Consider the following 25,323-nt stretch of genomic DNA (forward strand, 5'->3'; position numbering starts at 1 on the left):
ATCAAGGAAAGTGTCCGTTTAAGATATCCAGAAAACCATCAAATTGAGATCCGGAAAGTTGTCAGGTCGAAAATCCGAAGAAAAAAAGAAAAAAGACCGGAATCAAAAATTAATTTCCGGTCCCTGCTGCAGAAGAAGTACCAAACCTGGTTCAATTTCTTCTTTTCCTGAGCAGTACGAATGCCGTGGCGAGTATTCCGAAAGTTGCAATTCCGCTGAAGAAAGGAGCTGACTTCGTTACTTCATAGCTTCCGCTCAGATCCCCTACCTCAACCGTATATGCCCCTGCTTCTTTCTCAGCATGGGAGAATTCAACCACTGTACTTGTGCCAGCTTCCAGGCTCACGGTTTTGGAATCTACGGATTCGCCGTTGATCAGCAGTTCCACTTCGGTTTCTCCTGCAATATTACCGGTGTTTGCAACGTTCACCTTGATTGCAACTGCGTCTCCGCCCTCAACAGAAGCAGGCTCGATTGAAAAGTCCGAAAATTTAAAATTGGCTTTGTCTTCAGAAACCTCAATAACTGTTTTTCCTTCCTCATAACCTGTCTTTGTAGCATTTACAGTATATGTACCCGGAGCAGTTATCCAGTAAGAGACACTTCCGTCTGTACCCGTCTGTCCTTCAACCTTCTGTCCGCCGAAGTAGACATCCACTCCAGAGACAGGTTTCTTTTCTACAGAGTCGGTAACCTTTATATTAATCTGGTCTCCTTCCCTGATGGTTTCCGGAGAGATTGAAAGCAACAGCTTCAGGACCCCTGCTCCTACAATGTCCACGTCCTTAGTGCCGGAAATATACCCTGCCTTTTTTGCAGATAGTGTTAAACTACCTTCCTGCCCGGGGGTGTACATAAGAGTTCCGTCATCTCCCGTGGTCCCGATGCTCTTACCTTCAAGGAGGATTTCAACATCGCTGACTGAAACGCTTCTTGCCGTGACCAGGATTTCTGCTGCCTGCCCGACCACAAGGACATCGGAGGTTTCTATTTCCAGCTGATCCTGAGCAGCAGTCTCAATTTCAACATAGGGATAGAAGCGCAAGACCGAGGAGTCAGCAACCCTTAACTTGACGTTGCCCATCAGGTCAATGGTATTGCCCTTTGAAAGGGAAATAGAGTCATCATTCTTCATTTTTATTCCTGAGCTAGAAATCGTATTTATCTCCATCCTGCCGAAAGAATCTCCCTGAGAGAGCTCAATGTAATCGTCGGAGATCTGGAAAACCCCTTCTATAAACACAGCATCTGTTTCCTGAGATCTGAAGACAGTGTTTATGTGGACTGCGATCATCGGGACTCCTTCAGCCTTTCCGATGTCGGCCTCGTAGATGTAGTCGCCGTTCTGGGAAATGATTTCCGAATCCACCAGTTTCCCATCTTTATAAAGCTCAAAGATAACTTTTTCTCCGCTAACGTCGACTTCTGAAGCTTTGAGGGAGTAGCCGTTCTCGAGAGTTATTGAAGAGCCCGTAAACATCGACTTTTTGTTATCGTCATCAATCAGGACTTTTGCCAGGATACTGTCCGAAAGCACACTCACGCTCTTAGAATTTCCAAGGGTATTATCAGGATAGCCTGCAAAATACTTCTCAGCCATGAACCCGACAACCTCATAGCTTCCCCAGCCTTCGTGCTCAAATTTCACAAGAGCGGGGCTGGTGGAATAAACAAGCACCTCGTTATCAACTGATCTTCCACTGATTTCTTTTGTGAGAGTCAGGCTTTCGGTGGACACATTTTCATCGATGTTGTAATAGAATCCTTCAAAGTTGAAAGGGGTCCAGACAGTTGTATCAAACACTTCATCGTGGACCGTTCCCCTCAGTTCATAGTTTCCGGGCTTGGAAGTCTCAACTATGGGGGCAAAGCGGAGTTCGCTGGCATCAGCCACAATGAAGCTGAGTATTCCCATTATTTCGATGGTATTTCCCTTGCTGAGAGTGATAGAATCACGGTTTTTCATTGTGATTCCGGAACTTGAAGTGGAACTTATTTCCATTTTCCCGAATCTGTCCCCATTCTCTATCTGGACATATTCATCCGAAATCTGGAAAATACCTTCAACAAAAACCGCATTGGTTTCTGTACCACTGAAGATTTGAGCTAAATGGACTGCAATAAGGGGTACCTTATCCACGCCTCCAAGCTCGGTTTCATAAACATAGTCAGTGTCGGAAGAGAGGAAGCCGTCATCTATCACATTTCCATCTTTTTCGAGCTGTACCCAGACTGTATCCCCACTTACGTCTACTTCCACAATGTTCAGGGAATAACCTTCTTCAAGTATGAGGGAAGAGCCCGTGTACAGGGATTTTTTGTCATCGTTATCTATCAATATCTTTGAAAGCTGTCCTTCCGAAATAACACTGATTTCGTCCTTTACAAAGCTGGAATTTTTTGTATATCCCGCAAAATACCGCTCTGCCATAAACCCTATAACCTGATAGGAGCCCCAGTCCCCAAATTCGAATTCCGTTTCAACGGGTCTTGTCTCATACTGCAATCCGTTTTTCTGGATACTCCGGCTGCCAGCGGTAAGCTGGACCGTCATATTCTCGGAGCCTTCTCCTGTATCAAGGTCATAGTAAAAGCCCGAGTACGTTTGAGGAGTCCAGGTATAAGTAAGACTCTGGTTTGAGTTTTCATCCCAGATGCGGTTGCCTGTTGAATCTGAAACCTCTGCGACTGCAGTTTCACACAGCAATCCGAGCGCCAGAAATAGACATAGAATTATTATATATTTTTTAGTCCCCAAGTTAGACCTCCTTTTGAGATAACGGATAAGAGGGTGCAGCTTTTCGGAAGCCAGAGAAAAATAGAAACAAAAAAAGTTTCCAGAACACTCCCTGGATGCTTTCCTGAGCTAAAATGCCCCCGTTTTCTATAAAGATATTTAAACATTCAACAATATACAGTTTTAGGTATTGCAGGGATTGGATAAAGGTTTTTGGGTAGTCATTATTATAAGAAAACGAAAATGAAATAAGGAATCCTGAAAAAGGAATGAAAAAGGAGAATAAAGAAAAATAAAAATCTAAAATAGCTTAAAAAATAAAAAAGCGATGGATATAATATAGATATTATATTTCTCCCGTTAAACACAATATTTTTACTTATTGAGCAATTTTTTGTAGAGTACAAATCAGGGTTTATCCAGAAAACCGAGTACATTTTTACTGATAAGCTGCCCTATAACCAGGGGAATGATAGGCATAACCCCATAAAAAACAATAAAAACAAAGATCAGGGAATCCAGAGTGAGGTTAACAAAATCACTTGCACTTGAACAGAGACAGATGTAAGGATTTTCCAGAATATCGTGCTTGAAGTTTTTTTCCTTTTTCAGAGAAGTGCTTTTTAAGGGATGCAAAGAACCGGGCGTCAAAGGTCGAACAGACCATAAAAGAAACCCAGCTTGTGATTGTAATTCTGACGCTCAGCCTAAAGAGGCTCTTCCAGACATCTTCCAGCTCAAAGAAGGGGGCAGGGCTGAGACTTGTAACTATACCTATAAAGAGTACGAACAATACCTGGGTAGCAAAAGAGATGAGAATGGAGATATGCGTTCTCTGCTCCCCATAGACCTCATTGATTATATCCACACCTGGGCAATAAAAGGATAGATGAAAACTGCCGCAGGAGCAAAGAAAGAGTAAAAACCAAGGTCAAATACAATAATACGCGTGGTAAGGACCTGTGAAACCACAAGATAATCTACATAGAAAACCGTCAGCACGGTAAACCCGTTTTCAGGTATTTTTTAATAACATACGCGGATGTATAGGTAGCAATTGTTAGAGTAATAATCCAGTACAAATCCAGTACAACCAGATGAAAATCTTTTTACACAACCGGGTTTTATGGAGCTTGGAACAGACCGATGATCGGAATTGATCGAGAGACTTGAAACAGACTGATTGAGAAATACTGAGCTTAAAATTAAAGAGAAGGCAAATCTGCAAAACTGCAAGATTCGGGAGATAGAAATATTACTCATTTTATTTAAAGCGTGTATATTTTCTTACCACAGGAAGCTCTGGACAATACCCTGGAGAATTCCCCCGGATCTGATAATCCGCCTCACTCGAAAGAAGATCTTCAACCCTACAACCCGGAAAACAGCCATCCTTTTTGATATTCTACCTGGAGATCCATAAATTATAAGTTAAAAGAGAAGATTTCTGACCTGTAGAAAATCAAGAATCAATCTGAAATCAAGAACTTATCTGCAGAATCAATAAATAACATATGGAGCCGTCCCGGGCATGGAAACGTATACCAGCATTCCAGAAGACCTGAAGCTTGCCGTACTTGAAAAGGTTAAACCTACGGAAGCCGAAAGAAAAATACTCTCAGCAGTTCAGGAGGAACTTGCCGCAGAGGTAATAGCGGCAGCTGAGAAACTTTGTGTATCGGATATTTTTGTAAAAATGGTCGGTTCTGCTGCAAGAGGCACCTGGCTCTCAGGCACCCATGATATTGATGTTTTTATCAGCTTTCCTGAAGAAACACACAGAAGAGATCTGGAAATCAGTGGCATGGCAATTGCAAGGGAAGTGGCAAAACACGCGGAACATGCCGAAGACCGCCATGCCGAACATCCATACCTGAACATTGTTTTCAAAGGCTTTGACGTGGACCTTGTCCCCTGCTTTCGGGTTGCTTCGGCGTGCCAGCTTAAATCCGCAGTTGATAGGACGCCTTTCCACAATGAATTCGTAAAAACCCACATAAAAGGACGGGAAGATGAGGTCCTGCTTATGAAGCAGTTCATGCGCGGAGGCGGAGTCTACGGCTCTGAGTTGAGGACTCAGGGTTTCTCAGGCTACCTGACCGAACTCCTCATCATTCACTACGGCTCTTTTGAAAACGCCGTAAAAGCAGCCTGTTCCTGGAAACCCGGACAGAAAATAGACATTATGCAGCACTCGGAAATAGGACATAACGAGCCTCTTGTTATGGTAGACCCGACCGACCCGAAACGGAACGTTGCAGCAGCTCTCTCCCTTGATAAATTCTGCATGTTCATAGACCACTGCAGGGAGTTTCTGGCAAACCCTGAGTTCAAGTTCTTTTTTTCTGCCCCGATCCTGCCACTTGAAGATAAAGAATTTCTTGAGAAGCTGGAAAGCCGGAAAAGTTCACAGCTTGCAGTTGTCTTCAAAACCCCCGATGTTGTAGACGATGTGCTCTACCCGCAGCTCTATAAAATGGAACAGGCTGCAGCTGCTCTCCTGAGTGAGTACGATTTTTCGGTGATCAAAACCGGGGTCTGGTCAGGAAACCCCGTAACCGTAATCATGCTCGAACTTATCTCAGGCACCCTTCCCAACGTTAAAAAACGAATTGGCCCTCCGGTCTGGGTCAGAGAACACTCTGAGAAGTTCAAAGCCAAGTATGAAGGGGCTGAAAATGTTTTCGGAGGCTATATCGAAGGCGGAAAGTATGTCTTCGAGATCCAGCGCAAATACCTGACGGCAAAAAGCCTCCTTGAAGATCAGCTTGTAAACTGCTCCCTCGGAAAACAGGTGCATCAGAGCGTGAATGAGGGCTTTGAGGTTATAGAGGATGCCAGGATTTGCAGGTTAAATGATTCTGATTTCAGGGTTTTTTTGAGAAAATGGATGTAAAGACTTTGCTATGGGAATAAAGTAGTGTCCAATTAACTTATTTTACACAAAGCGGAATTTTTCCGCAAAAATTCTTTACCTATTTCCTGATTTTTTTTGAAAATTTACCCACTGAAAGGTTACTGAGAGAAGGTGTTCTCCCAGCCAAGGGAAGATGAAGAGGTACAGACTTTCTACCTGATAGAAGCAGAGATTAAATCTGATAAGGAAAAAGTAAAGGAAAGAAGAGCAAAGTTAGGAAGGTTCATTCTTACAATTAATGATCTGGGGTTGACTCCAGATCAACTCCTAGAATACTATAAGGAACAGGGAACGGTTGAAAGGGGGTTCAGGTTCATTAAAGATAAGAGTTTCAGAGTGTCTGAGGCGTACCTGAAAAAGGAATCCAGATAACGAAGGTATTAAATCTGGATGAGGAAACCATTAAAGTGCTGAAACTGATGGGTGAAAAGTACGAAAAATATTATGTGTGAAAAAATAGGGCGGAATGTGGGGTCAAAACAGGTTTTTAAAGCATTTTTCGAGCAGCTCTGAATAAAAGTAAAAAACAGATCTAAATTTTGAAGGTGGAATTAAAAAACAAAAAAGATATAAAAGAAGACTATACAATTGGGCAAAATAAAATAGGGACATTAGATAGATGGATAAATTCATTATCAGTCTTTAACCTCGCAAAGCATAACCTTGCTAAAAGTTATTTCTCAAAAAGCTTCTCAAATTGAATCCAAACATTAATTCTCAAAATATTTCATATATCAGTTAAAATACCAATTCAAGTATAATTCAAATAGTATTTAAGTACCAATTCAAGTATAATTCAAATAGAATTCAAGTATAATTCAAATAGAATTCAAGTATAATTCAAATAGAATTCAAGTATAATTCAAATAGAATTCAAGTATAATTCAAATAGAATTCAAGTATAATTCAAATAGAATTCAAGTATAATTCAAATAGAATTCAAGTATAATTCAAATGGTGAGTAATCGCATTAATGCCAGTTCTCTTAAAGGATTGTTTTTACAGAGAATTAGATCTTGTAATTATCAGATCTCGAAAAGAAAAATAGGTATGAAAAACAGTAGAGGTAATATGTGCATAGCTATTCCTGGTAAAATAAAGGCTATCGTTAACGAAAACACTGTCACGGTTGATATGGGCGGGATCTGCAGAGATGTAAACATGGACCTGCTTGGAGGTGCCAGTGAAACTCTGCTCGGGAAATATGTCCTTGTCCATGTGGGATATGCAATATCCGAAATCTCAAAAGAGGAGAGTGAAGAAACCATGCGCCTCCTCAGGCAGATATCAGGCCTTGAAGATTCAGAGATCTCTGAAACAGGGTTCTCGGAAGAAACGGACGCTGAATGAAATGAAAAACAAGGATTCTTCTTTAAAGCCCGCGATGCCCAAACTTGAAAAAAAGCTTCTGGAAAGACTTCAAGCCTCTGGAACCTCACTCCGCGTAATGCATGTCTGTGGCACACACGAAAGGACAATAGCAAAATACGGGCTCAGGAGCGTGCTTCCGCAAAATATAGAAGTAATAAGCGGCCCCGGATGTCCCGTCTGCGTCACTCCGGTAAAAGATGTTGATATTGCAATTGCCCTTGCAAAGAGTGGAGCAACTGTAGTTACTTTCGGAGATATGATGCGAGTTCCCGGTTCTGCAGAAAGCCTGCTGGATGCAAAGGCTGAGGGGGCAGATATAAGGATGGTCTACAGCATTGATGATGCCGTAGCCCTTGCAAACAAAAAGCCTGAGCTTGAAGTGGTCTTTTTCGGGGTTGGTTTTGAGACCACAGTCCCTGCAAATGCAGCTGCCCTTCTAAGAAGTACACCTGAAAACTTCAGCCTCCTTGCTTCCCAGAAACAGACCCCTCCTGCAGTTGAGCTTCTTGCCAGAGATGCTGAAGTTGATGCCTTTATTGCCCCCGGGCATGTAGCAACCATTATAGGGACAAAGCCCTTCGAACCTCTTGCAGAAAAAGGCTTTCCTGTTGTTGTGAGCGGATTTGAGGCAAGAGATATTCTCCTAGGAATAAACCTGCTCCTGGCGCAGATAGAAAATGGGGTTTCAAGGGTAGACAATGGATATCCAAGGGTCGTAAAGCCAGAAGGGAACACAATAGCCCTGAAAATTATGAATGAGGTATTCGAAACTTCGGAGTCCGAGTGGAGAGGCATTGGAAATATAGAGGGGTCAGGGCTGGTGCTCAGGAAAGAGTACGAGGAAAAAAACGCCTCTAAAAAGCACGAAGACCTTTATTCTGCTTCCTTTGCAGAGATTAGAGCAAAGGCGGAGAAAAAGGATAAGAAGAGCTGTATCTGTGCAGCTATCCTCACAGGGAAAGCAAAACCTTCCCAGTGCTCCAACTTCGGGAAAGACTGCACCCCGAGAAATCCTGTCGGCCCCTGCATGGTTAGCCAGGAAGGTATGTGTTACAATTGGTTCAGGTACTCGCGGGAAGGGGGAAGCAGATTTGCATGAGTATTCCATCGCCTGTGAAATCTTTGAGCAGGTAATAGCAACTGCAAAAGCTCACGAAGCCCTGGAAGTCAGGCATGTAATCCTGGAAATGGGGAGGCTTGCCCATACAAATCCGGAGCAACTGAGTTTCTGTTTTAAGGCCATTGCCAAGGGGAGTATTGCCGAAAATGCAGAGTTCATTGTAGAGATGATCCCACTCTCCCTGGAATGTGAGTGCGGATACACAGGCCCTGTGGATGAAACACAGATAGGAAAGGACGACCTCCGAAGCGAACTTCTGGAATACATCGCAGCGCTTGAATGTCCGGTATGCGGGAAAAATGCTCGCATCACAGGAGGCAGAGAACTTATTATAAAAAGCATCGATATTGAGACCGAAATAGAAAAGTTAACCTCCAGGCAGGCAAACATATAAATGTAGTAAAAGGTAGCAGGTTTATCAAATACTCACTGAAACTATACTCACTAAAACTATACTCACTAAAACTATACTCACTAAAACTATACTCACTAAAACTATACTCACTAAAACTATACTCCTTAAAAATCTCATTCAAACATACCTACTTTAATCATACATCCTGCTCTTCAAAATCTAATTCAAGATCAATAAACGGATTTTTCACCGAGAGAATCAAGTAACCCCGAGTGATATTTATGTTAATGCATGTAATCCACATGGGACACGATGTGTTCAAGGCAAATGACAAAATTGCCGAGAAAAACAGGAAGACCCTTGACAAACACGGAGTCTTTTCTGTTAACGTTATGGGAGCCATCGGGTCAGGAAAGACTACTCTGATCGAAGAGGCAGTCAGGCATCTCAAAGATAAATACAAAACAGCGGTAATCGCAGGTGATGTTATCGCAGAGATGGATGCCTCACGTTTCAGGAAACTTGGAGTGCCGACAATCCCTGTAAACACTGGAAAGGAATGCCACCTTGACGCAAAGCTGGTGGAGAAAGCTCTCGATGAGATCGACCTTGACAATACGGACCTCCTTATTATTGAAAATGTGGGCAATCTGATCTGCCCTGTGGACTTCAAGCTTGGAGAGCACCTCAGAGTGGTTGTGGTAAGCGTCACTGAAGGAGACGATATCATCCTCAAACACCCCATGATTTTCAAAACTTCAGAACTTGCAGTCATAAACAAGGTTGACATTGCACATGCAGTTGACGTTGACGCCGAGAAAATGAGGGATGACATCCTTTCCTTAAACCCTGGTATACCGGTTATCCTTACTTCAAAGCACGACTGGGAGAGCCTTGAAACCTGGATAAGCTTTATTGAACTTGGAATCGGAAGAACACAGGAAGTTCAGGGGAAATAAACCAATTAAAAGCATTTTAAACGTGAATAAAAAGAAAAAGAGTCCTTATATGGAAACTAATACCATTTCTCTGGAACATGGGGCAGGCGGGGAAGTAATGCAGGCGCTTATAGGGGAAATTATCCTTAAAAATTTCCGCAACAAAAGCGCAGGTTCAATAGGTCTTGAAAGCCTTGATGACGGGTCTACGGTCAGGCTTGAAAATTTTAATCCCGCTTCCGAACTTGTGCTGACAACAGATAGCCACGTGATAACCCCTGCTTTTTTCCCGGACACTAATATAGGACGTCTGGCAGTTTCAGGCACCATCAACGACCTCACTGTAATGGGAGCAAGACCCCTTGCCCTTACCTGTGCAGTCATAGTCCCTGAAGGTTTTCCAATCCACGATTTTGAAGAGATAATCAAAACAATGGACGAAACAGCTGCTGAAGCTGGAGTCCCCATAATTACAGGCGATACAAAAACCGTGGAGAAAACTGCCCTTGACTCAATCATCCTGAACACAGCAGGCCTGGGCATAACGGACAGCCCCGTCAGGGACTCAGGCCTGAAGCCAGGAGACCTGATCCTTGTCACGGGAACGATAGGGGATCACGGGATTTCTCTTATGGCTCATAGGGAAGGCTTTGACTTCGACACCGACCTTGTCTCGGACTCCGCTCCCCTCTGGAAACTCATAGAACCACTTCTGAAACTCCGGACTCCGGAAGGAGCCCCGGTAATAACAGCTATGAAGGACCCGACCCGCGGAGGGCTTGCAAACGCCCTCAACGAAATGGCAGCAAAAGCCGGAGCAAGAATCCTTCTCGAAGAAGACCTGATCCCTTTCAAGCCTGCAGTCACTGCAGCCTGCGAAATGCTGGGCCTTGACCCCCTCGAAGTGGCAAATGAAGGAAAAGCTGTTATAGGGGTAAAAGCCGGCTTCGAAGAAGAAGTCCTCTCAATCCTCAGACAGCATCCCTATGGCAGGAATGCAGCCCTCATAGGAGAAGTTACTGCCGAAAACAAAGGTGAAGTAATCCTGAGAAATCGCTTTGGTGGCATGCGTTACGTGGACGTGCCGGCAGGAGACCCGATTCCGAGAGTCTGTTAACGCCGATCAGAAGACAGTCGATATTTTTCGATTACTTTTACTTGTTGTTTTCCTTCTGTTTGCCATAGATTCTAAGTCTCAAGCAGTTCCTTTCACTGCCTATGTGCCAGCTACTTTTGATGGAACTGCCTTTTAAGAATTTCTGGATACTACACGCGAAGTGTAGTACCAACAATTTTTGATGCAGAGAACCACTTAAAAATATCATCAATTTTGTAAAGAGTTTTCATTTTTGGCACCTTAACAATTCTTGTTACAATGCCTCAAGCCTTGTTTTAGTAAACCTTGCTCATGAACGAATTAGTTCAGGAAGACTGTAGATTTCAGGAAGGTTAAATGGTGAAACACTCCTGGAAAGCTGCAGATTTTGGGAGGTTTAAAAAGGCAAACTAATGCCAGAAGATTGTGGGTATATCCCAAGAATAATTCTTATTCCGATACCCACAAGGATTTCAGAACTACTTTCCTGATCGGAAGCTCGATTGAATATTTCAAATCGAGATTTAATAAAGCCGTTTTTGGACTTTGGAATCCGCTCTACGTACTAAGGGAGGAAAATACCGTTTTGCAAATAAATCAAGTAAATTTGATTTACATATCAATAAAAATGCGTTTGTATACATAAATGTTTCCCATAGTAGAGAACTTATTACTAAAAAACAAAGATCATAATACAAGTAAAAGTGAAACGTTGTTATCTGATAATAAGAATAATATATTCAGTAAAAAGATAACTTCATTGGGAGATCATCCAACGTGCCGCATTCAATAGTTTCCAAATATGTTTTGGATAATATTAAAGATTTTATGCGTACGAATTATGTGAATTTTCATGTTTCTTTGCCACACTCTTTAATTATTGCTCAAGCATTTTGTTTAAGGTTTAAAGAGTATGGAAACGACTTTGGTGTATCTGTATGTAATAGCCAATGCCGTAGAACTGGCCAAGTTTCATTTCTGGTTTTAATGGATTTTTTCTATAAGGTCGCTCTTCTAAATCGGGCGTGACAATTCAGTCCTCTTGAGCGCAGTGAAATGGACCTCTTGCTGTTGTACTTGCAGTGCAACTCCCCGAAAATCTTCGATTTACTGTGATCCCGAAATGAAACTCAGGAAACACAATTTATTTAAAGTCGTGAGCAAAAGCAAGCACGCCATAAAAAACATGTACTGAGAGGAAACGAAGGAGCTAAGGTTTGAAATGGGATTCCATTGTGGTAGAAGAACTATTACGCTCAATCCCTGTATATTTTGTTTTTTTTTGGCCATTGGAGCACTACTGGATTATGCAGGATACCTCTGAATTGCCGGTTTTGCAATTTTCATCCTGACCTTTATTGTGACAGTGGCACACTTTAATTTCATGGTCGGATACCGAAAAAAAACATTTGACAAACCCTTCAATCAGTTCAATAATAGGCCACATGCTTAAGTGACAGAAGCCTGAAGGAAGAAATACAGGATATATGGAATTGAGCCCAAACTTCCGTTCAATTCTAACAATATTGGTTATCGCATATCTTGTGTATCGTTATGTGGTGAACTGAGAGCTATTTTAGAGGCTTATTGAAAGAAGTTTTCCCGCATAGCAGGAGCTAATATCGAAAAACGACATAAACAATGCCGATAAATAAGGTAATTAAAGAAAAAATAACGCCTGGAAAAGTAGAGGGATAAAGATGATAATGGATTTTAAAGGCAAAAGTCCGAAAATCTCCGAAATAGCTTTTGTTGCGGATTCTGCAGACTTAATAGGAGATGTTGAGGTTGGGGATTTTTCGAGCATATGGTTCAATGCCGTGCTGAGGGGAGATCAAAATAAAATAAAGATCGGAAACGGGACAAGCATCCAGGACGGCGTGGTAATCCATGCAGATCCTGAAAACGGGGTCCAGGTTGGAGATTATGTCTCAGTCGGACATGGGGCTGTGCTTCACGGGTGCAAGATAGGAGATAATGTGCTTATCGGCATGAACTCGACTGTGCTGAACAGGGCTGAAATAGGGAAAAACTCCATCTTGGGAGCAAATGCGCTTGTGCCTCAGGGGAAGAAGTTTCCAGCCAACAGCCTTATTATCGGAGTTCCGGGAACGGTAAAAAGGGAGACAAAAGAGGCAGAGGTTGAGGCTATTAAGGAAAATGCTGACGAGTATGTAGAGATGGCAAAAGAGTATAGAGAAAAAATGAAGAAATATGCCTTCGCCAAATCAAATTCAATGACCTGAATAGGATACCATCGTGGGAGAAAACGAGTTTTTCTAGATATTTAACTTATTATGCTCGTCGGTCGTGTAGATGAGCTACTTAAAAAGTTTTAGCAATATAAAAAAAGCATTTTAGTGCGAGGGATGGGATTCGAACCCACGAACTCCTACAAGACTAGGCCCTCAACCTAGCGCCTTTGACCTGGCTGGGCAACCCTCGCATTTCGATGTAGTAGATGAATAAGCTTTAAGAACTTTTATGGACTTTGTGAACTTTTTTATGGATATTCCTGTAAAAACGTATTGAATTCAAAGTTAACAATAAATATTAAGAAATCTGGTGCGAGGGATGGGATTCGAACCCACGAACTCCTACAAGACTAGGCCCTCAACCTAGCGCCTTTGACCTGGCTGGGCAACCCTCGCATCCTGTTTTCCTGTTAAATTCCGGCGCGCCTTGCGCCTTGCACTTCCTCACAATACCATGGATAATATATAAATGTTTCGAGTCATGAGGAACATTAATAATAATTGTTTGAAGATCCCACAGTAAACGGAATAATTCCTGAAGTATCCAGGCACAGGAAATCCCCTGAAAAGAGGATTTTCAGGCCAGAATACGGTCAGAAAAATGGTGCTTGAACCCAGGCTGAACCGGGATTCAGAGCTGGTTCAGAATTGTAAGCAACTCTTCGGCTTTGCTTTTAACAACGTTTGCGGCGTTAAAGACAAGGTCTTTGGAGGTATATGAACCATCGGACTCCATGGTAAAAACAAAAGCGTTTTCTTGGAAGCCCACCTTTATCGCGTTAATGTCGCACACTTTCTCACAAAGCCTGCAGAGGGAACACCTTATGACATCGTCCTCAGCAACCTTTGCTCCGGCCTCTTCAACTCTGATAATGCCCTTAGGACATTCTGCTGCACAGTGCCCGCAGGCATCGCAGTTTTCAATGGTTATAACAGGCACGTTTTTGTAGCCGCATGCAACACCGGCTTGCCATTTAACGCTGTCTCTACCGTAACCCATGTGGGCAATTGCCTCTAGCACAAGCTTCTGTCCTTTTTTCAGCTCAACAATCGGTATATTCGGATCTGCTGGCTGTATCTTGGGGTCAGCGGAGATGAGGTCCCGCGAATAAACGGTACAGGGACCTTCTGCACTGAGGGTCAGGGAGACCTCACAGGCAGGGCAGCCTTCTCCTCCGCAGATTTCGCACTCAGCTTGAGGCATATACGTCTCTATATCCGTTACGAGTGGGATTAAGGAGAGACGGAGAGCCAGCTGTTCATCATAGAGCACGGAGGTGTTGTCGTAAAGGTTTACATACTCAATTGCAAGAGTGGGTACATCGGCGATCATGGCACGCCGGATGCCGTTAGCAAAAGCCGTGCTTGCCTTTGACAGCACAAACTTTGCAGATCTATCCGATAACTCCAGAATGTCTACTTCCATCGTCATATACCTTAATTCCCCTTAATTTTGAATACCTTAAAAAAAGAGAATTTTGAAGAATTCTCTGAATAATTCTCTTTATACACGCCTTCCGCCTTTCGGACGGGTGCCGTCGTGTGGGACAGGAGTAACGTCCTCGATCCTGCCAATGCGGATTCCTGCTCTTGCAAAAGCTCTGATTGCAGCCTGTGCACCGGGTCCTGGGCTTCTCTGCTTGTTTCCTCCGGGAGCTCTTACCCGGATGTGGATACCGTTGATGCCCTTGTCCCTGAGCTGGTCAGCAAGCTGACCTGCCATCTGCATGGCGGTATAAGGAGAACTTTCGTCCCTTGCTGCCTTTACAACCATGCCACCAGAGGACTTTGCAATGGTTTCAGCCCCGGTGATATCAGTTACTGTGATAATTGTGTTGTTAAATGAGGACTTGATGTGAGCTACAGCCCATTTCATATCTGCCATGTTTATCTCCTCCCGCCTCTCTTCTTTCTGCCACCGCCTCTCACAGGAGGCTTTTCTCTTGCCTGTTTTGCTTCGGCAGCAGCCTTAAGGGTTGTTGCGCTGTCTGCAAGGAAGGATGCGACCTGGACAGGTCTTTCAGGGTGGTCTTCACTCATGAGAGGGGAGTTTCCATAGTATCCGATGTGCATCTCGTCATCCTTTGAGACCAGCATTCCCGGAATTGTAGCTTTTCTTCCGTTAATTGCAATGTGGCCGTGAGTGATGAACTGGCGTGCCTGGACAACGGTCCTGGCAAGCCCGAGGCGGAGAACCTGGGTCTGGAGTCTTCTTTCAAGAATATTTTCAGTCTTTAAAGAGAGAATCCCGTCAATGTCAGAGTCCGAGTTGAGAATACCATAACGAATGAGCTTGGATAGGATTTCTTCGGACTGAGTCTTCAGGTGTCCTTCAAGTCCACCTTCTTGACCGCCAGCGACGTTTGCAAGCAGGTTTCTGGCTTCAGACCTGTACATCCTGAGCATACTGGCTGCTTTCCATACTTCCTTCTTGTTTCGGAGACCGTATGCCTTCACGAGCTGGACTTCAGCAGCCATCCTGGCTTCCTGCCAGGGGTGCTTGGGAGTCTCGTAACTTTTACTTTTTTTACCTGGATATGCCATTACAAATCACCTTAACCGAAAAATTACTTCTTCCTGCTCACACCGACAGTTGATCCGCGGCGGCCTGTGGATTTTGTCCTCTGTCCTCTGACCTTAAGACCCCTCTCGTGCCTGAGACCTCTGTAAGCACGGACCTTCTTCAGGTTGTTAATGTCTTCCCTGAAAGTCAGTAAGATATCAGTTCCGAGCAGGTGCTTGTCCTGGCCGGTGGTAAGGTCTTTCTGCCTGTTAAGCATCCAGGTAGGGACGATGTCTTCAAATTTTCCGATTGCAGTGTCGAGTTTGGCTACTTCCTCGTCCGGAAGGTATCCAAGTGTAGCAGTAGGGTCTACCCCTGCGCCCTTTGCAATGAGTATTGCGGTACGTCTCCCGATTCCGGGAAGACCTGTAAGAGCATACTGTACGGGCTTTGCCCCCTTCAGGTCGGTATTCATAATCCGAACAAGATGCCTTAGTTCTTCTTTATTATTTTCTTCAACCATATACTTCCTCCATTGGAGTGCATACAGCATCCTGTAGCCCCTGATCGAATACCCTGAAAGAATACGCGAAAAACTCAGGAGCAGCTCTCAAAAGGAGCTTCTTTACAGCACATACTGATGAGTTCTGTTACATGCAACTGCCAGTATATAAGGATATCTGCCCCCACTCCTCCACTAAAAAAGAATGTACAACCGAACCCTCCGGATGATCTCATGAATTGCTGGAAACAACAGAGACATCATGAACCTGTTTGGATGGGACAGAAAAAATCCATGAAAGCAACACTATTAGATGCAAAAAATATCTGAAACATTCATTAAAACATCGTGTTAAAACATGTCAAAATAAAACATCGTGTTAAAACATGTCAAAATAAAACATGTCAAAATAAAACATGTCAAAAATAGGGTTTGAAATTTCGATGAAAAAAATGAAGAAACATCGATTGCCGTTAATAAAGACTTGAATATTTAATTTCCAGGTTGAACTTCAAAATTCCACATGCTAATTTTCTACAACCACAACTGTTCAGAAAAATATAACCCACATAAATGAATCGAAAAATATTTCAAAACTGTATATTGATGTGTAATATACTACAATAAATATTTAATAAAAGTTAAATAGCTAATTGAGAATATCTTTCTAAAAAAATATGCAGAAAAACTCAATCAAATAAAATAATTTGAGCAACTGAAATAGAGATCGCTCAATGTCCAGTCAATATAGATGGCTCTTTGCTGTTTCGAGTGGGTAACTTCTATTCATCCCTAATTGTTGAAATAACATATTTAAAATTTAAAACACTTGTTATTGTAAATCACGTTCAGACCTGATGTTTTTCTTTTTGGCCTGGCTACTTCCCAACTAAGCAATTATTTTCAACCCACACAATACAGCGAAGAACCACAAAGATTTTGGAGGAATTTTCTCGCAATTGAAAACTCTATGATTGTTAAAATTGTCAGATTCAAAAAATAAGTTCTGATTTTTGAAAAAAATTCTAAAAGATCTACAGTGCATAAAATTTTATTTTACTACATATCTAAAAAATTATATTATTGGGCTAAAAATTGGGGAATAAAAATATGAATCTAAACAAAATAAACTTCGATTTTATTGTCACTTTATTAACGATATTGTTAGACAAAAATAATGCTGTGACACCGGAGAAGATGCTCAAGAACATCGATTCACAACACAATAAATGCAGACACCGATCCGTAATCTTATTAATGCTGATAGCAATCTTGAGCATGACCGTCTTAATGAGCATTGTACCTTTTGAAGCACAGGCTGCAAGTGGCTCTTATACTTTAAAATGGTATGCAGCCGACCCCTCATTAAACAGTGCTCCATATTTGCCTACATATGAAAAACTAACTCCAGCTTCACTTCCGTCTCCCGGACTTGCAGGGAGATATCCAGATCCTCTTGCTAATGCTGTGGCTTATGGACCCACTTCTTCTAATCTTGATGCTTTATCATCTCTTTCTCCAGAAAATATGGCTCTTGGGCAGGTGGTGCCATTTGAAATGGTGATATCAGTTAGTGGAAGTACATCTCCTGAAAACGGAACCATTAATTTTACAACTATTTTTGATGCCAATACGACTTCCGGCTCCAACTTTGGCTTTGATCCGGCTTATGGTGTGTACGCTGCTTTTGTAGATACTGCTGATGTCGGAACCAATGATCCTCTAAATAATTCTAAAGTAGAAAGCTTTACTTCCATTCTTACAGGTAGTGGTTCATCCCAGGAAATTCAGGGAACATTCCAGGTATCGGGTCTTGATGATGGTGACCGAGTAGTTGTTGAGATATGGGTTGTCCTCAAGTCGACAATTCCTACCGGGATTACGGGCAATGTACAGACAAGCTTGGACAGTGCACAGACTGCCACCGGGGACTCAATCAAAAGTGGAAAGCAGACAGTCTCTCTTTTACAAGTGGGTAAGTTCTTTTCCAGTGATGCCGATGTCTCGGTTGTGAAAACCGATAACCCTGATCCTGAGATTCAAGGAAAAAATCTCACTTATAATATTATTGTGAAAAACAATTCACCTGACACCATTGCAAATGGAATTGTGGTCAATGATGCCCTCCACGCCAATACGACTTTTGTTTCGGCAACCGGGGCTCCATACACAATTAGTGGGAATACTATCACCTTTAGTGTAGGGGCATTGAGTCCGGGTCAATCGGATACAATGACCATAGCTACTACAGTTTTGAATACAGCGGGGGCAAATAACGATACTTCTATAAACTCCGAACCGGGCACTTCGGGCCCTCTGCCTGCATTGTATGATCTGCTCGATACCGTATCGGTAACAGCCATTACTGATGATTCTAATACAGCTAACAATATTTACTACCAGCCAACAAATGTTTTGCTCGCGAATCCGATTTACATGATCAACAAGGTAGTCACGGATGTTGCAGGAGAGGGACCTGCGGGAGAGGTAACCTCACCAGGTGATGTAATCAGCTACAAGATTTACGTGAATAACACAGGAAACGTTGATCTAACAAATGTTATTGTTAATGATTCTCTTATTAACCTGACAGGACCGGCAGGAGATAATCTTTCAACAGGGATATTGAATCCAGGAGAATCCTGGACTTACATAGGAAATTATACCGTAACCCAGGAAGATCTGGACACTAACGGTGGAGGGGACGGCTTAATAAACAACACAGCAACCGTTGACTGTGATCAATTAGATCCGAAATCCCGTATTGCTGAAGTGCCGATAAGGGCACTGCCAGAATACATGATTAAGAAAATAGTTATAGATATTGGAGGGAGAGGACCTATAGGGAACGTTTCGGCAGGAGAGACTATTACTTACCTGATCAATGTGAGTAATATAGGAAATGTTGATCTGACAAATGTTACTGTTAACGATTCCCTCCTCAACCTGACAGGACCAAACGAATCTCTGAATAATAATAGCATCCTCGAAGTAGAAGAAACGTGGACTTACACTGGAAATTATACAGTTACTCTGGATGATGCAAACAACAGCGAAGAGTTCGGTTCAATAAACAACACAGCAACCGTTGACTGTGATCAGCTGGAGCCAATATCAGATAGTGCTGAAGTGCCCTTAGAGGGGATACCCGCTTACATTATTCATAAATTTGTTCTGGATGTTGCAGGAAGGGGGCCAGCAGCATACGTAACAGATGTTGGAGATGTCATTACTTACCAGGTTAATGTGAGCAATGTGGGAAACGTCAGTATGACAAGTGTGAATGTCAGTGATACTTTGATTAACCTGACAGGCCCGAATGAGTCTCTAAATATCGATAGCGTTCTGGAAATGGGTGAAACATGGACCTACACCGGAAATTACACAGTAACCCAGCAAGATATTAATGGGTATTGCGCAGGGAATAGAACAATAAAAAATGTTGCAACCGTTGACTGTGACGAGTGTGTGCAGCTGACTCCCAAATCAGATACTGCTGAAGTACCAATAAAAGCAACGCCAGGTTACATGATTAATAAGGTAGCTATTGATGTTGGTGGGCGGGGGCCAGATGGATACGTAACATCAGTAGGAGACGTAATCAACTACTCTGTTGTGATTGAAAACACAGGGAACACCTATCTGACAAATGTAAGTGTTAATGATACTTTGATTAACCTTACAGGACCAATTGAATCTTTGAATACTGACGGAATTCTTGAAGTAGAAGAAATCTGGACTTTTACAGGGAACTACACGGTAACCCATCAGGACATAAACAGTAATGGGGGAGGAGACGGATTAATTGAAAATACGGCAACGGTTTGGAAACCCGATTGTGACCAGCTTGTACCAAAATCATATACTGCTGAAGTACTAATAGGAATACCGGTTTACATTATTGAAAAAACTATCACAGATATAGCCGGGGAAGGACCTAATGCAGATATAACTGCAGCAGGAGACATCATCAGCTACCAGGTTAATATCAGTAATATCGGAAACCTTGATCTGACAAATATTACTGTTAATGATTCCCTTATTAACCTGACAGGCCCAGCGGGAGATAACCCACCAAATGATGTCCTAGATGTAGGAGAAGTATGGACATATACAGGGAATTATACGGTAACTCAGGAAGCTATAAACAATACTATTGAAGGAAAAGGATTCATCAACAACACAGCAACTGTAAACTCCACTCAGGTGGGCCCAATAAATGACAGCGCTAATGCACCAATATCTCTTCCCATAGCTTACAGTATTAGAAAAAGAGTTACAGATGCTGCAGGTAAGGGACCAGATGGATATGTAACAGCTGCAGGAGACGTAATAACCTATCGTATTAATGTGACAAATACCGGTCAGGTCAATCTCACAAATGTAACTGTGAATGACTCTCTAGTTAACCTGACCGGACCAACAGAGTCGCTAAATCCCGATTCGATTCTTGAGATCGGAGAGATCTGGATATACAATGGCACTTATACTGTTAATCAGACAGATATATACAACAATGGGGGAGGAGACGGATTTATAGAAAATACGGCAACTGTTTCCTCCGATCAGCTAGCTTCAAAGTTAGATATTGCTCAAGTACCAATAGTACAGATTCCGGAGTTGACGATCGATAAATCAGCCAGCCCAATGAACTATTCTGAAGCTGGCCAGAACATCACATACACTTACAATGTAACTAACTCCGGAAACGTCAATATTACATCACCAATTAACGTTACAGATGATAAGCTTGGAGTAATTCCACTTACGAGTGGAATCCTTGTTCCTGGACAGAATGAAATGGTAACATTGGACTATACCATTACTCAGTCTGACCTGGATTCGGGATTAATTACAAATGAAGCATTTGCAACAGGTATATTCGGTAACAACACAACCGTTTCTAACACAGACAACGTAACGGTTACTGCTGATCAGATTCCGGAGTTGACGATCGAGAAATCAGCAGCTCCTACAAACTATTCTGAAGTTGGCCAGAACATAACCTATACTTACAACGTTACCAACTCTGGAAACGTCAATATTACAGCACCAATTAACGTTACAGATGATAAGCTTGGAGTAATTCCACTTACGAGTGGAATCCTTATACCGGGACAGAGTGAATCGATAACGTGGGACTATACCATTACTCAGTCTGATCTTAATAACGGATCTGTAACCAATACAGCGTTTGTATCCGGTCTGTTTGCAGGTAACTTCACCAATTCAACTTCGGTTAATGCAACAGTTACTGCAGAGCAGAATCCGGAGTTGACTATCGAGAAATCAGCAGCTCCTACAAACTATTCCTCTGTAGGAGAGAATATCACATACACTTACAATGTAACTAACTCTGGAAACGTCAATATTACAACACCAATTAACGTTACAGATGACAAGTTAGGAGTAATTCCACTTACGAGTGGAATCCTTATACCGGGACAGAGTGAATCGATAACGTGGGACTATACCATTACTCAGTCTGACCTGGATTCGGGATTAATTGCAAATGAAGCATTTGCAACAGGTATTTTCAACGGTACGGAAATCAATTCTACAAATGTAACTGCAACTGTAACAGCAATCCAGATTCCGGAGTTGACGATCGAGAAATCAGCCAGTCCAATGAACTATTCTGAAGTTGGCCAGAACATAACTTATACTTTCAACGTTACCAACTCCGGAAACGTCAATATTACAAGGCTTGTCAACGTTATGGATGACAAGTTAGGAGTAATTCCACTTACGAGTAGAATCCTTATCCCTGGACAGAGTAAAACGATAATGGTGAACTATACCATTACTCAGTCTGATATTAATAACGGATCTGTAACCAATACAGCGTTTGTATCCGGTCTGTTTGCAAGTAGCTTCACCAATTCAACTTTGGTTAATGCAACTGTAACAGCAATCCAGATTCCGGAGTTGACTATCGATAAATCAGCCAGCCCAATGAATTATTCTGAAGTTGGCCAGAACATAACCTATACTTTCAACGTTACCAACTCCGGAAACGTCAATATTACATCACCAATTAACGTTACGGATGATAAACTTGGAGTAATTCCACTTACGAGTGAAATCCTTATCCCTGGACAGAGTGAAATGATAACGGTGAACTATACCATTACTCAGTCTGATCTTAATAACAGATCTGTAACCAATACAGCGTTTGTATCCGGTCTGTTTGCAGGTAACTTCACCAATTCAACTCCGGTTAATGCAACTATAACAGCAATCCAGATTCCGGAGTTGACGATCGAGAAATCAGCTAGTCCAATGAACTATTCTAAAGTTGGCCAGAACATAACTTACACTTTCAACGTTACCAACTCCGGAAACGTCAATATTACAGGGCTTGTCAACGTTATGGATGACAAGTTAGGAGTAATTCCAATAACAAGTAGAAGCCTTATACCAGGACAGAGTGAAACGATAACGGTGAACTATACTATTACTCAGTCTGATCTTAATAACGGATCTGTAACCAATACAGCGTTTGTATCCGGTCTGTTTGCAAGTAGCTTCACCAATTCAACTTTGGTTAATGCAACTGTAACAGCAATCCAGATTCCGGAGTTGACGATCGATAAATCAGCCAGTCCAATGAACTATTCTGAAGCTGGCCAGAACATCACATACACTTACAACATTACCAACTCTGGAAACGTCGATATTACAGGGCTTGTCAACGTTACGGACGACAAGTTAGGGGTAATTCCACTTGCGAGTGAAATCCTTATCCCTGGACAGAGTGAAACGATAACGGTGAACTATACCATTACTCAGTCTGATCTTAATAACGGATCTGTAACCAATACAGCGTTTGTATCCGGTCTGTTTGCAGGTAGCTTCACCAATTCAACTTCGGTTAATGCAACAGTTATTGCTGATCAGAATCCTGCCTGCACTATTGACAAAATAGTTCAAGATGTCTCTGGAAAAGGACCCGAAGGACGGATAACAATCCCTGGAGATATCATTACATATCAGATTGTAGTAGCCAATACAGGAAACGTTGACCTGACAAATGTTACTGTTACCGATATTCGGATTGAAAATCTCACCGGACCAGATGAATCTCTGAATGAGAATAGAGTTCTTGAGACAGGAGAAAACTGGATATATATCGGAACTTACACCGTTACCCTTGAAGATATAATCAATAATGTAGTAAACGGCTTCATAGAAAATACTGCAACTGTTGAGTGTGACCACCTGGATCCGAGATCAGACAGTGTTAGAGTACCGATAGGAGGAGAAGGAGGAGAAGGAGGAGTAATACCTGAAGAAAAACCAGATTGTACAATTGATAAAACAGTTATTGATGTTGCAGGAAAAGGACCTGCAGGAACAGTAACAGCCTCTGGAGAAATTATTACATATCAGATTGTAGTGACCAATACCGGCAACTTTTACCTTACAGGAATATCAGTAACCGATTCGCTGATTCAAGATCTCAATGGACCGGAAGAGTCCCTGATAACTGATGGGGTACTTGAGCAAGGAGAAAGCTGGGTATATACCGGCTATTATATGGTGACTGAAGAAGACATAATCAGCAGCGGTGAAGAAGACGGGTTCATAGTAAATACTGCAACGGTTGAGTGTGACCTGCTGGGTCCGAGATCAGATAGTGCAGCAGTGCTGATAGAAGAAGAACAAATACCGATCAAACTTGAATACTGCATATCCAAGTCAGTAATCGGGGTGGATGAAGCAGGGGATTGTATAATCAACGAACCTGGAGATATAATTTCATACCAGATAGTGGTTGAAAATGAAGGAAATGTTGATCTCACGGGAGTTGAGGTAAACGATTCTCTGATTCAAACTCTCGATGGGCCAGTAGAATCCCTGTATGATGATTCAGTTCTCGGGATAGGGGAAAACTGGACATATACAGGCTGTTACATGGTTACCCTGGAAGATATCGAAACTAACGGACATGGAGACGGCTGCATAGAAAATATAGCAACCGTTGTATGCGATCAGCTGGACGCGGTATCAGACAGTGCTGAAGTCCCGATCGGAGAAGTCCCGATAGATGAGTATCCGGATTATGCCATTGAAAAAACGGTAACGGACGTTGGAGGGAAAGGACCGGCAGAAACAATAACACAGGCTGGAGATATAATCTCATATAAGATAGTGGTTGAAAATGAGGGATATGTCGATCTCACGGGAATTAAGGTAAACGATTCTCTGATACAAATTCTCGATGGACCGGTAGAATCTCTGAATAATGATTCAGTTCTCGGGATAGGGGAAAACTGGACATATACAGGCTGTTACACGGTTACCCTGGAAGATATCGAAACTAACGGACATGGAGACGGCTGCATAGAAAATATAGCAACCGTTGTATGCGATCAGCTGGATGCGGTATCAGACAGTGCTGAAGTCCCGATCGGAGAAGAGCCAACACAGGTGATAACTGAATACTGTATATCCAAGTTAATAACCGGGATCGATGAAGCTGGGGATCGTAAAATCAACGAAGCTGGAGATATAATAGAATATCAGATAGTTGTGAAAAATGAAGGCAACGTAGACCTGACAGGAGTTTCGGTAAGTGACCCGATGATTACATTGACAGGACCGATTGGAGACGATGTTGACTCAGGGATGTTGAATCCGGGAGAGTCATGGAAATTCTTCGGAAACTACACAGTAACTCAGGAGGACATTAGCAGTAACGGTGAAGGAGACGGATTTATTGAAAATACGGCAACAGTAACCTGCAACGAACTTCCTGAAGAAAACAGCAGTATAAAGCAACCGATTCTTCTTGGTTCAGAGGACGAGAAAGACAATGCTGATACCCAACACCATGGGAATGGTGGAACTGGCAGTGCCCGTGTGGTTTCCAAATCCGTCAAAGACATTGAAGTGAGTGAAAATAAAGAAGAAAATGATACCGTGAATGACACTGGAACACAGATTAAAACCAGTACTGAAATACAGTCTGAAACTGACAATGAAGATGTTAAACAAAATAAGGAAAGTATAGAATCAGATGTTGAAAAGAAACAGGAGGAGAAACAGGAAGGAAATAGAAGTGTGCCTGGATTTACTGCCATTTCTGGTATTATAGGTATGCTTGCAATATTCTTGTGTATTTCATATAAAAGGAAGTAAAAGCAAGGACAATCAAGTGAAAAAGACTTAAAGAACTAAATGAAAAAACATTGGGTGAAGGAATTAAACCTTCATCCAAATTGTACTTTTTTTAATTCAACATAAAGCCGCTATTACCGCAGCTTAAATGTTAGGTGCAAGCCTGTATGCAAGAAGTAAAGCGACGGCGATATATACAATACAAAATACGGAAATCAACGTGCCGAATATTAGAGTGGGAATTTCCTTGCCGATAGCAAGATAACAGACGATATAAGTAAATGAATTGACAATGGCAAAAGTGCCGCTTTTCATTTCAAGATTGATATTGTAAGGCTGCAAAAGATAATAAGGCACCATATTGTGCACCGAAAAATACCGACATGACGATAATGGAAACAAACAG

At 42.2% G+C, this 25,323-nt stretch carries 18 protein-coding genes, 2 tRNA genes and 1 pseudogene; 10 read left to right on the plus strand and 11 right to left on the minus strand.

Annotation, left to right across the window (positions count from 1 at the left end; genetic code table 11):
• Window positions 1–151 precede the first annotated feature (151 nt).
• The 4 genes from MSWHS_RS03625 to MSWHS_RS21180 form a co-directional block, all read right to left on the minus strand.
• Entirely contained in the window at window positions 152–2,758 is a 2,607-nt protein-coding gene (locus tag MSWHS_RS03625) for an S-layer protein domain-containing protein (protein ID WP_048158750.1), read from the minus strand.
• A gap of 387 nt (window positions 2,759–3,145) precedes the next feature.
• A complete protein-coding gene (locus MSWHS_RS21170; protein WP_231585758.1) occupies window positions 3,146–3,373 on the minus strand; it encodes a hypothetical protein in 228 nt (75 codons plus the stop codon).
• Window positions 3,276–3,605 carry a queuosine precursor transporter gene (locus tag MSWHS_RS21175; protein WP_231585561.1) on the minus strand — a complete coding sequence of 110 codons (330 nt, stop codon included), beginning with the start codon at window positions 3,603–3,605 and terminating at the stop codon, window positions 3,276–3,278. The genes MSWHS_RS21170 and MSWHS_RS21175 overlap by 98 nt, the downstream gene beginning before the upstream one ends.
• Window positions 3,596–3,739, minus strand: a complete 144-nt coding sequence (locus tag MSWHS_RS21180) for a hypothetical protein (RefSeq protein ID WP_231585562.1) — start codon at window positions 3,737–3,739, stop codon at window positions 3,596–3,598. Before MSWHS_RS21180 ends, MSWHS_RS21175 begins: the two co-directional genes overlap by 10 nt.
• A 529-nt stretch (window positions 3,740–4,268) precedes the next feature.
• On the opposite strand from MSWHS_RS21180, the gene cca reads away from it, so the two are divergent.
• The 9 genes and pseudogenes from cca to MSWHS_RS03675 all read left to right on the plus strand — a co-directional run bounded on the left by cca (window position 4,269) and on the right by MSWHS_RS03675 (window position 12,780).
• On the plus strand, window positions 4,269–5,633 hold the full coding sequence (gene cca / locus MSWHS_RS03640) for a CCA tRNA nucleotidyltransferase (RefSeq protein ID WP_048158752.1): 1,365 nt from the start codon (window positions 4,269–4,271) through the stop codon (window positions 5,631–5,633).
• A 141-nt stretch (window positions 5,634–5,774) separates the two neighbouring features.
• A pseudogene (locus MSWHS_RS03645) lies at window positions 5,775–6,106 on the plus strand (transposase); the annotation flags it as partial.
• An 87-nt stretch (window positions 6,107–6,193) separates the two neighbouring features.
• Window positions 6,194–6,355: a hypothetical protein gene (locus MSWHS_RS21185; RefSeq protein WP_231585563.1), complete on the plus strand. Its 162-nt coding sequence runs from the start codon at window positions 6,194–6,196 to the stop codon at window positions 6,353–6,355.
• Window positions 6,356–6,704: 349 nt separating this feature from the next.
• Window positions 6,705–7,004: a HypC/HybG/HupF family hydrogenase formation chaperone gene (locus MSWHS_RS03650; protein ID WP_231585564.1), complete on the plus strand. Its 300-nt coding sequence runs from the start codon at window positions 6,705–6,707 to the stop codon at window positions 7,002–7,004.
• 1 nt (window position 7,005) lies between these two features.
• Window positions 7,006–8,124 (plus strand): hydrogenase formation protein HypD, encoded by a 1,119-nt coding sequence (gene hypD / locus MSWHS_RS03655; protein ID WP_048126148.1) that lies wholly within the window; start codon window positions 7,006–7,008, stop codon window positions 8,122–8,124.
• On the plus strand, window positions 8,117–8,539 hold the full coding sequence (gene hypA / locus MSWHS_RS03660) for a hydrogenase maturation nickel metallochaperone HypA (protein ID WP_048126150.1): 423 nt from the start codon (window positions 8,117–8,119) through the stop codon (window positions 8,537–8,539). The genes hypD and hypA overlap by 8 nt, the downstream gene beginning before the upstream one ends.
• 248 nt (window positions 8,540–8,787) lie before the next feature.
• Complete coding sequence (gene hypB, locus MSWHS_RS03665) at window positions 8,788–9,459, plus strand: hydrogenase nickel incorporation protein HypB (RefSeq protein WP_048130201.1); 672 nt, start codon at window positions 8,788–8,790, stop codon at window positions 9,457–9,459.
• Window positions 9,460–9,508: 49 nt separating this feature from the next.
• A complete protein-coding gene (gene hypE / locus MSWHS_RS03670) occupies window positions 9,509–10,555 on the plus strand; it encodes a hydrogenase expression/formation protein HypE (RefSeq protein WP_048130202.1) in 1,047 nt (348 codons plus the stop codon).
• A gap of 1,679 nt (window positions 10,556–12,234) precedes the next feature.
• Window positions 12,235–12,780 carry a gamma carbonic anhydrase family protein gene (locus tag MSWHS_RS03675; RefSeq protein ID WP_048126152.1) on the plus strand — a complete coding sequence of 182 codons (546 nt, stop codon included), beginning with the start codon at window positions 12,235–12,237 and terminating at the stop codon, window positions 12,778–12,780.
• 115 nt (window positions 12,781–12,895) lie between these two features.
• On the opposite strand, the gene MSWHS_RS03680 is transcribed toward MSWHS_RS03675, so the two are convergent.
• The 6 genes from MSWHS_RS03680 to MSWHS_RS03705 all read right to left on the minus strand — a co-directional run bounded on the left by MSWHS_RS03680 (window position 12,896) and on the right by MSWHS_RS03705 (window position 15,845).
• Window positions 12,896–12,980 (minus strand) — tRNA-Leu (locus MSWHS_RS03680).
• Window positions 12,981–13,097: 117 nt separating this feature from the next.
• Window positions 13,098–13,185 (minus strand) — tRNA-Leu (locus MSWHS_RS03685).
• 235 nt (window positions 13,186–13,420) lie between these two features.
• On the minus strand, window positions 13,421–14,221 hold the full coding sequence (locus MSWHS_RS03690) for a DNA-directed RNA polymerase subunit D (protein WP_048126155.1): 801 nt from the start codon (window positions 14,219–14,221) through the stop codon (window positions 13,421–13,423).
• 72 nt (window positions 14,222–14,293) lie between these two features.
• Entirely contained in the window at window positions 14,294–14,674 is a 381-nt protein-coding gene (locus MSWHS_RS03695) for a 30S ribosomal protein S11 (RefSeq protein WP_011034088.1), read from the minus strand.
• A 2-nt stretch (window positions 14,675–14,676) separates the two neighbouring features.
• Entirely contained in the window at window positions 14,677–15,333 is a 657-nt protein-coding gene (locus tag MSWHS_RS03700; protein ID WP_048126157.1) for a 30S ribosomal protein S4, read from the minus strand.
• A 23-nt stretch (window positions 15,334–15,356) separates the two neighbouring features.
• Complete coding sequence (locus MSWHS_RS03705) at window positions 15,357–15,845, minus strand: 30S ribosomal protein S13 (protein ID WP_082088022.1); 489 nt, start codon at window positions 15,843–15,845, stop codon at window positions 15,357–15,359.
• Between the two features lie 1,206 nt (window positions 15,846–17,051).
• On the opposite strand from MSWHS_RS03705, the gene MSWHS_RS03710 reads away from it, so the two are divergent.
• Window positions 17,052–24,938, plus strand: coding sequence for a DUF11 domain-containing protein (locus MSWHS_RS03710; protein WP_048158753.1), 7,887 nt, complete (start codon window positions 17,052–17,054; stop codon window positions 24,936–24,938).
• 123 nt (window positions 24,939–25,061) lie between these two features.
• Here the strand turns inward: MSWHS_RS03710 and MSWHS_RS21190 are convergent, their stop codons facing one another.
• The gene (locus MSWHS_RS21190; RefSeq protein WP_231585565.1) at window positions 25,062–25,277 is read right to left on the minus strand and encodes a hypothetical protein; all 216 of its coding nucleotides are present in this window, start codon (window positions 25,275–25,277) and stop codon (window positions 25,062–25,064) included.
• Between the last annotated feature and the right edge of the window lie 46 nt (window positions 25,278–25,323).

It is taken from the genome of Methanosarcina sp. WWM596, assembly GCF_000969965.1.
GTDB lineage: Archaea > Halobacteriota > Methanosarcinia > Methanosarcinales > Methanosarcinaceae > Methanosarcina.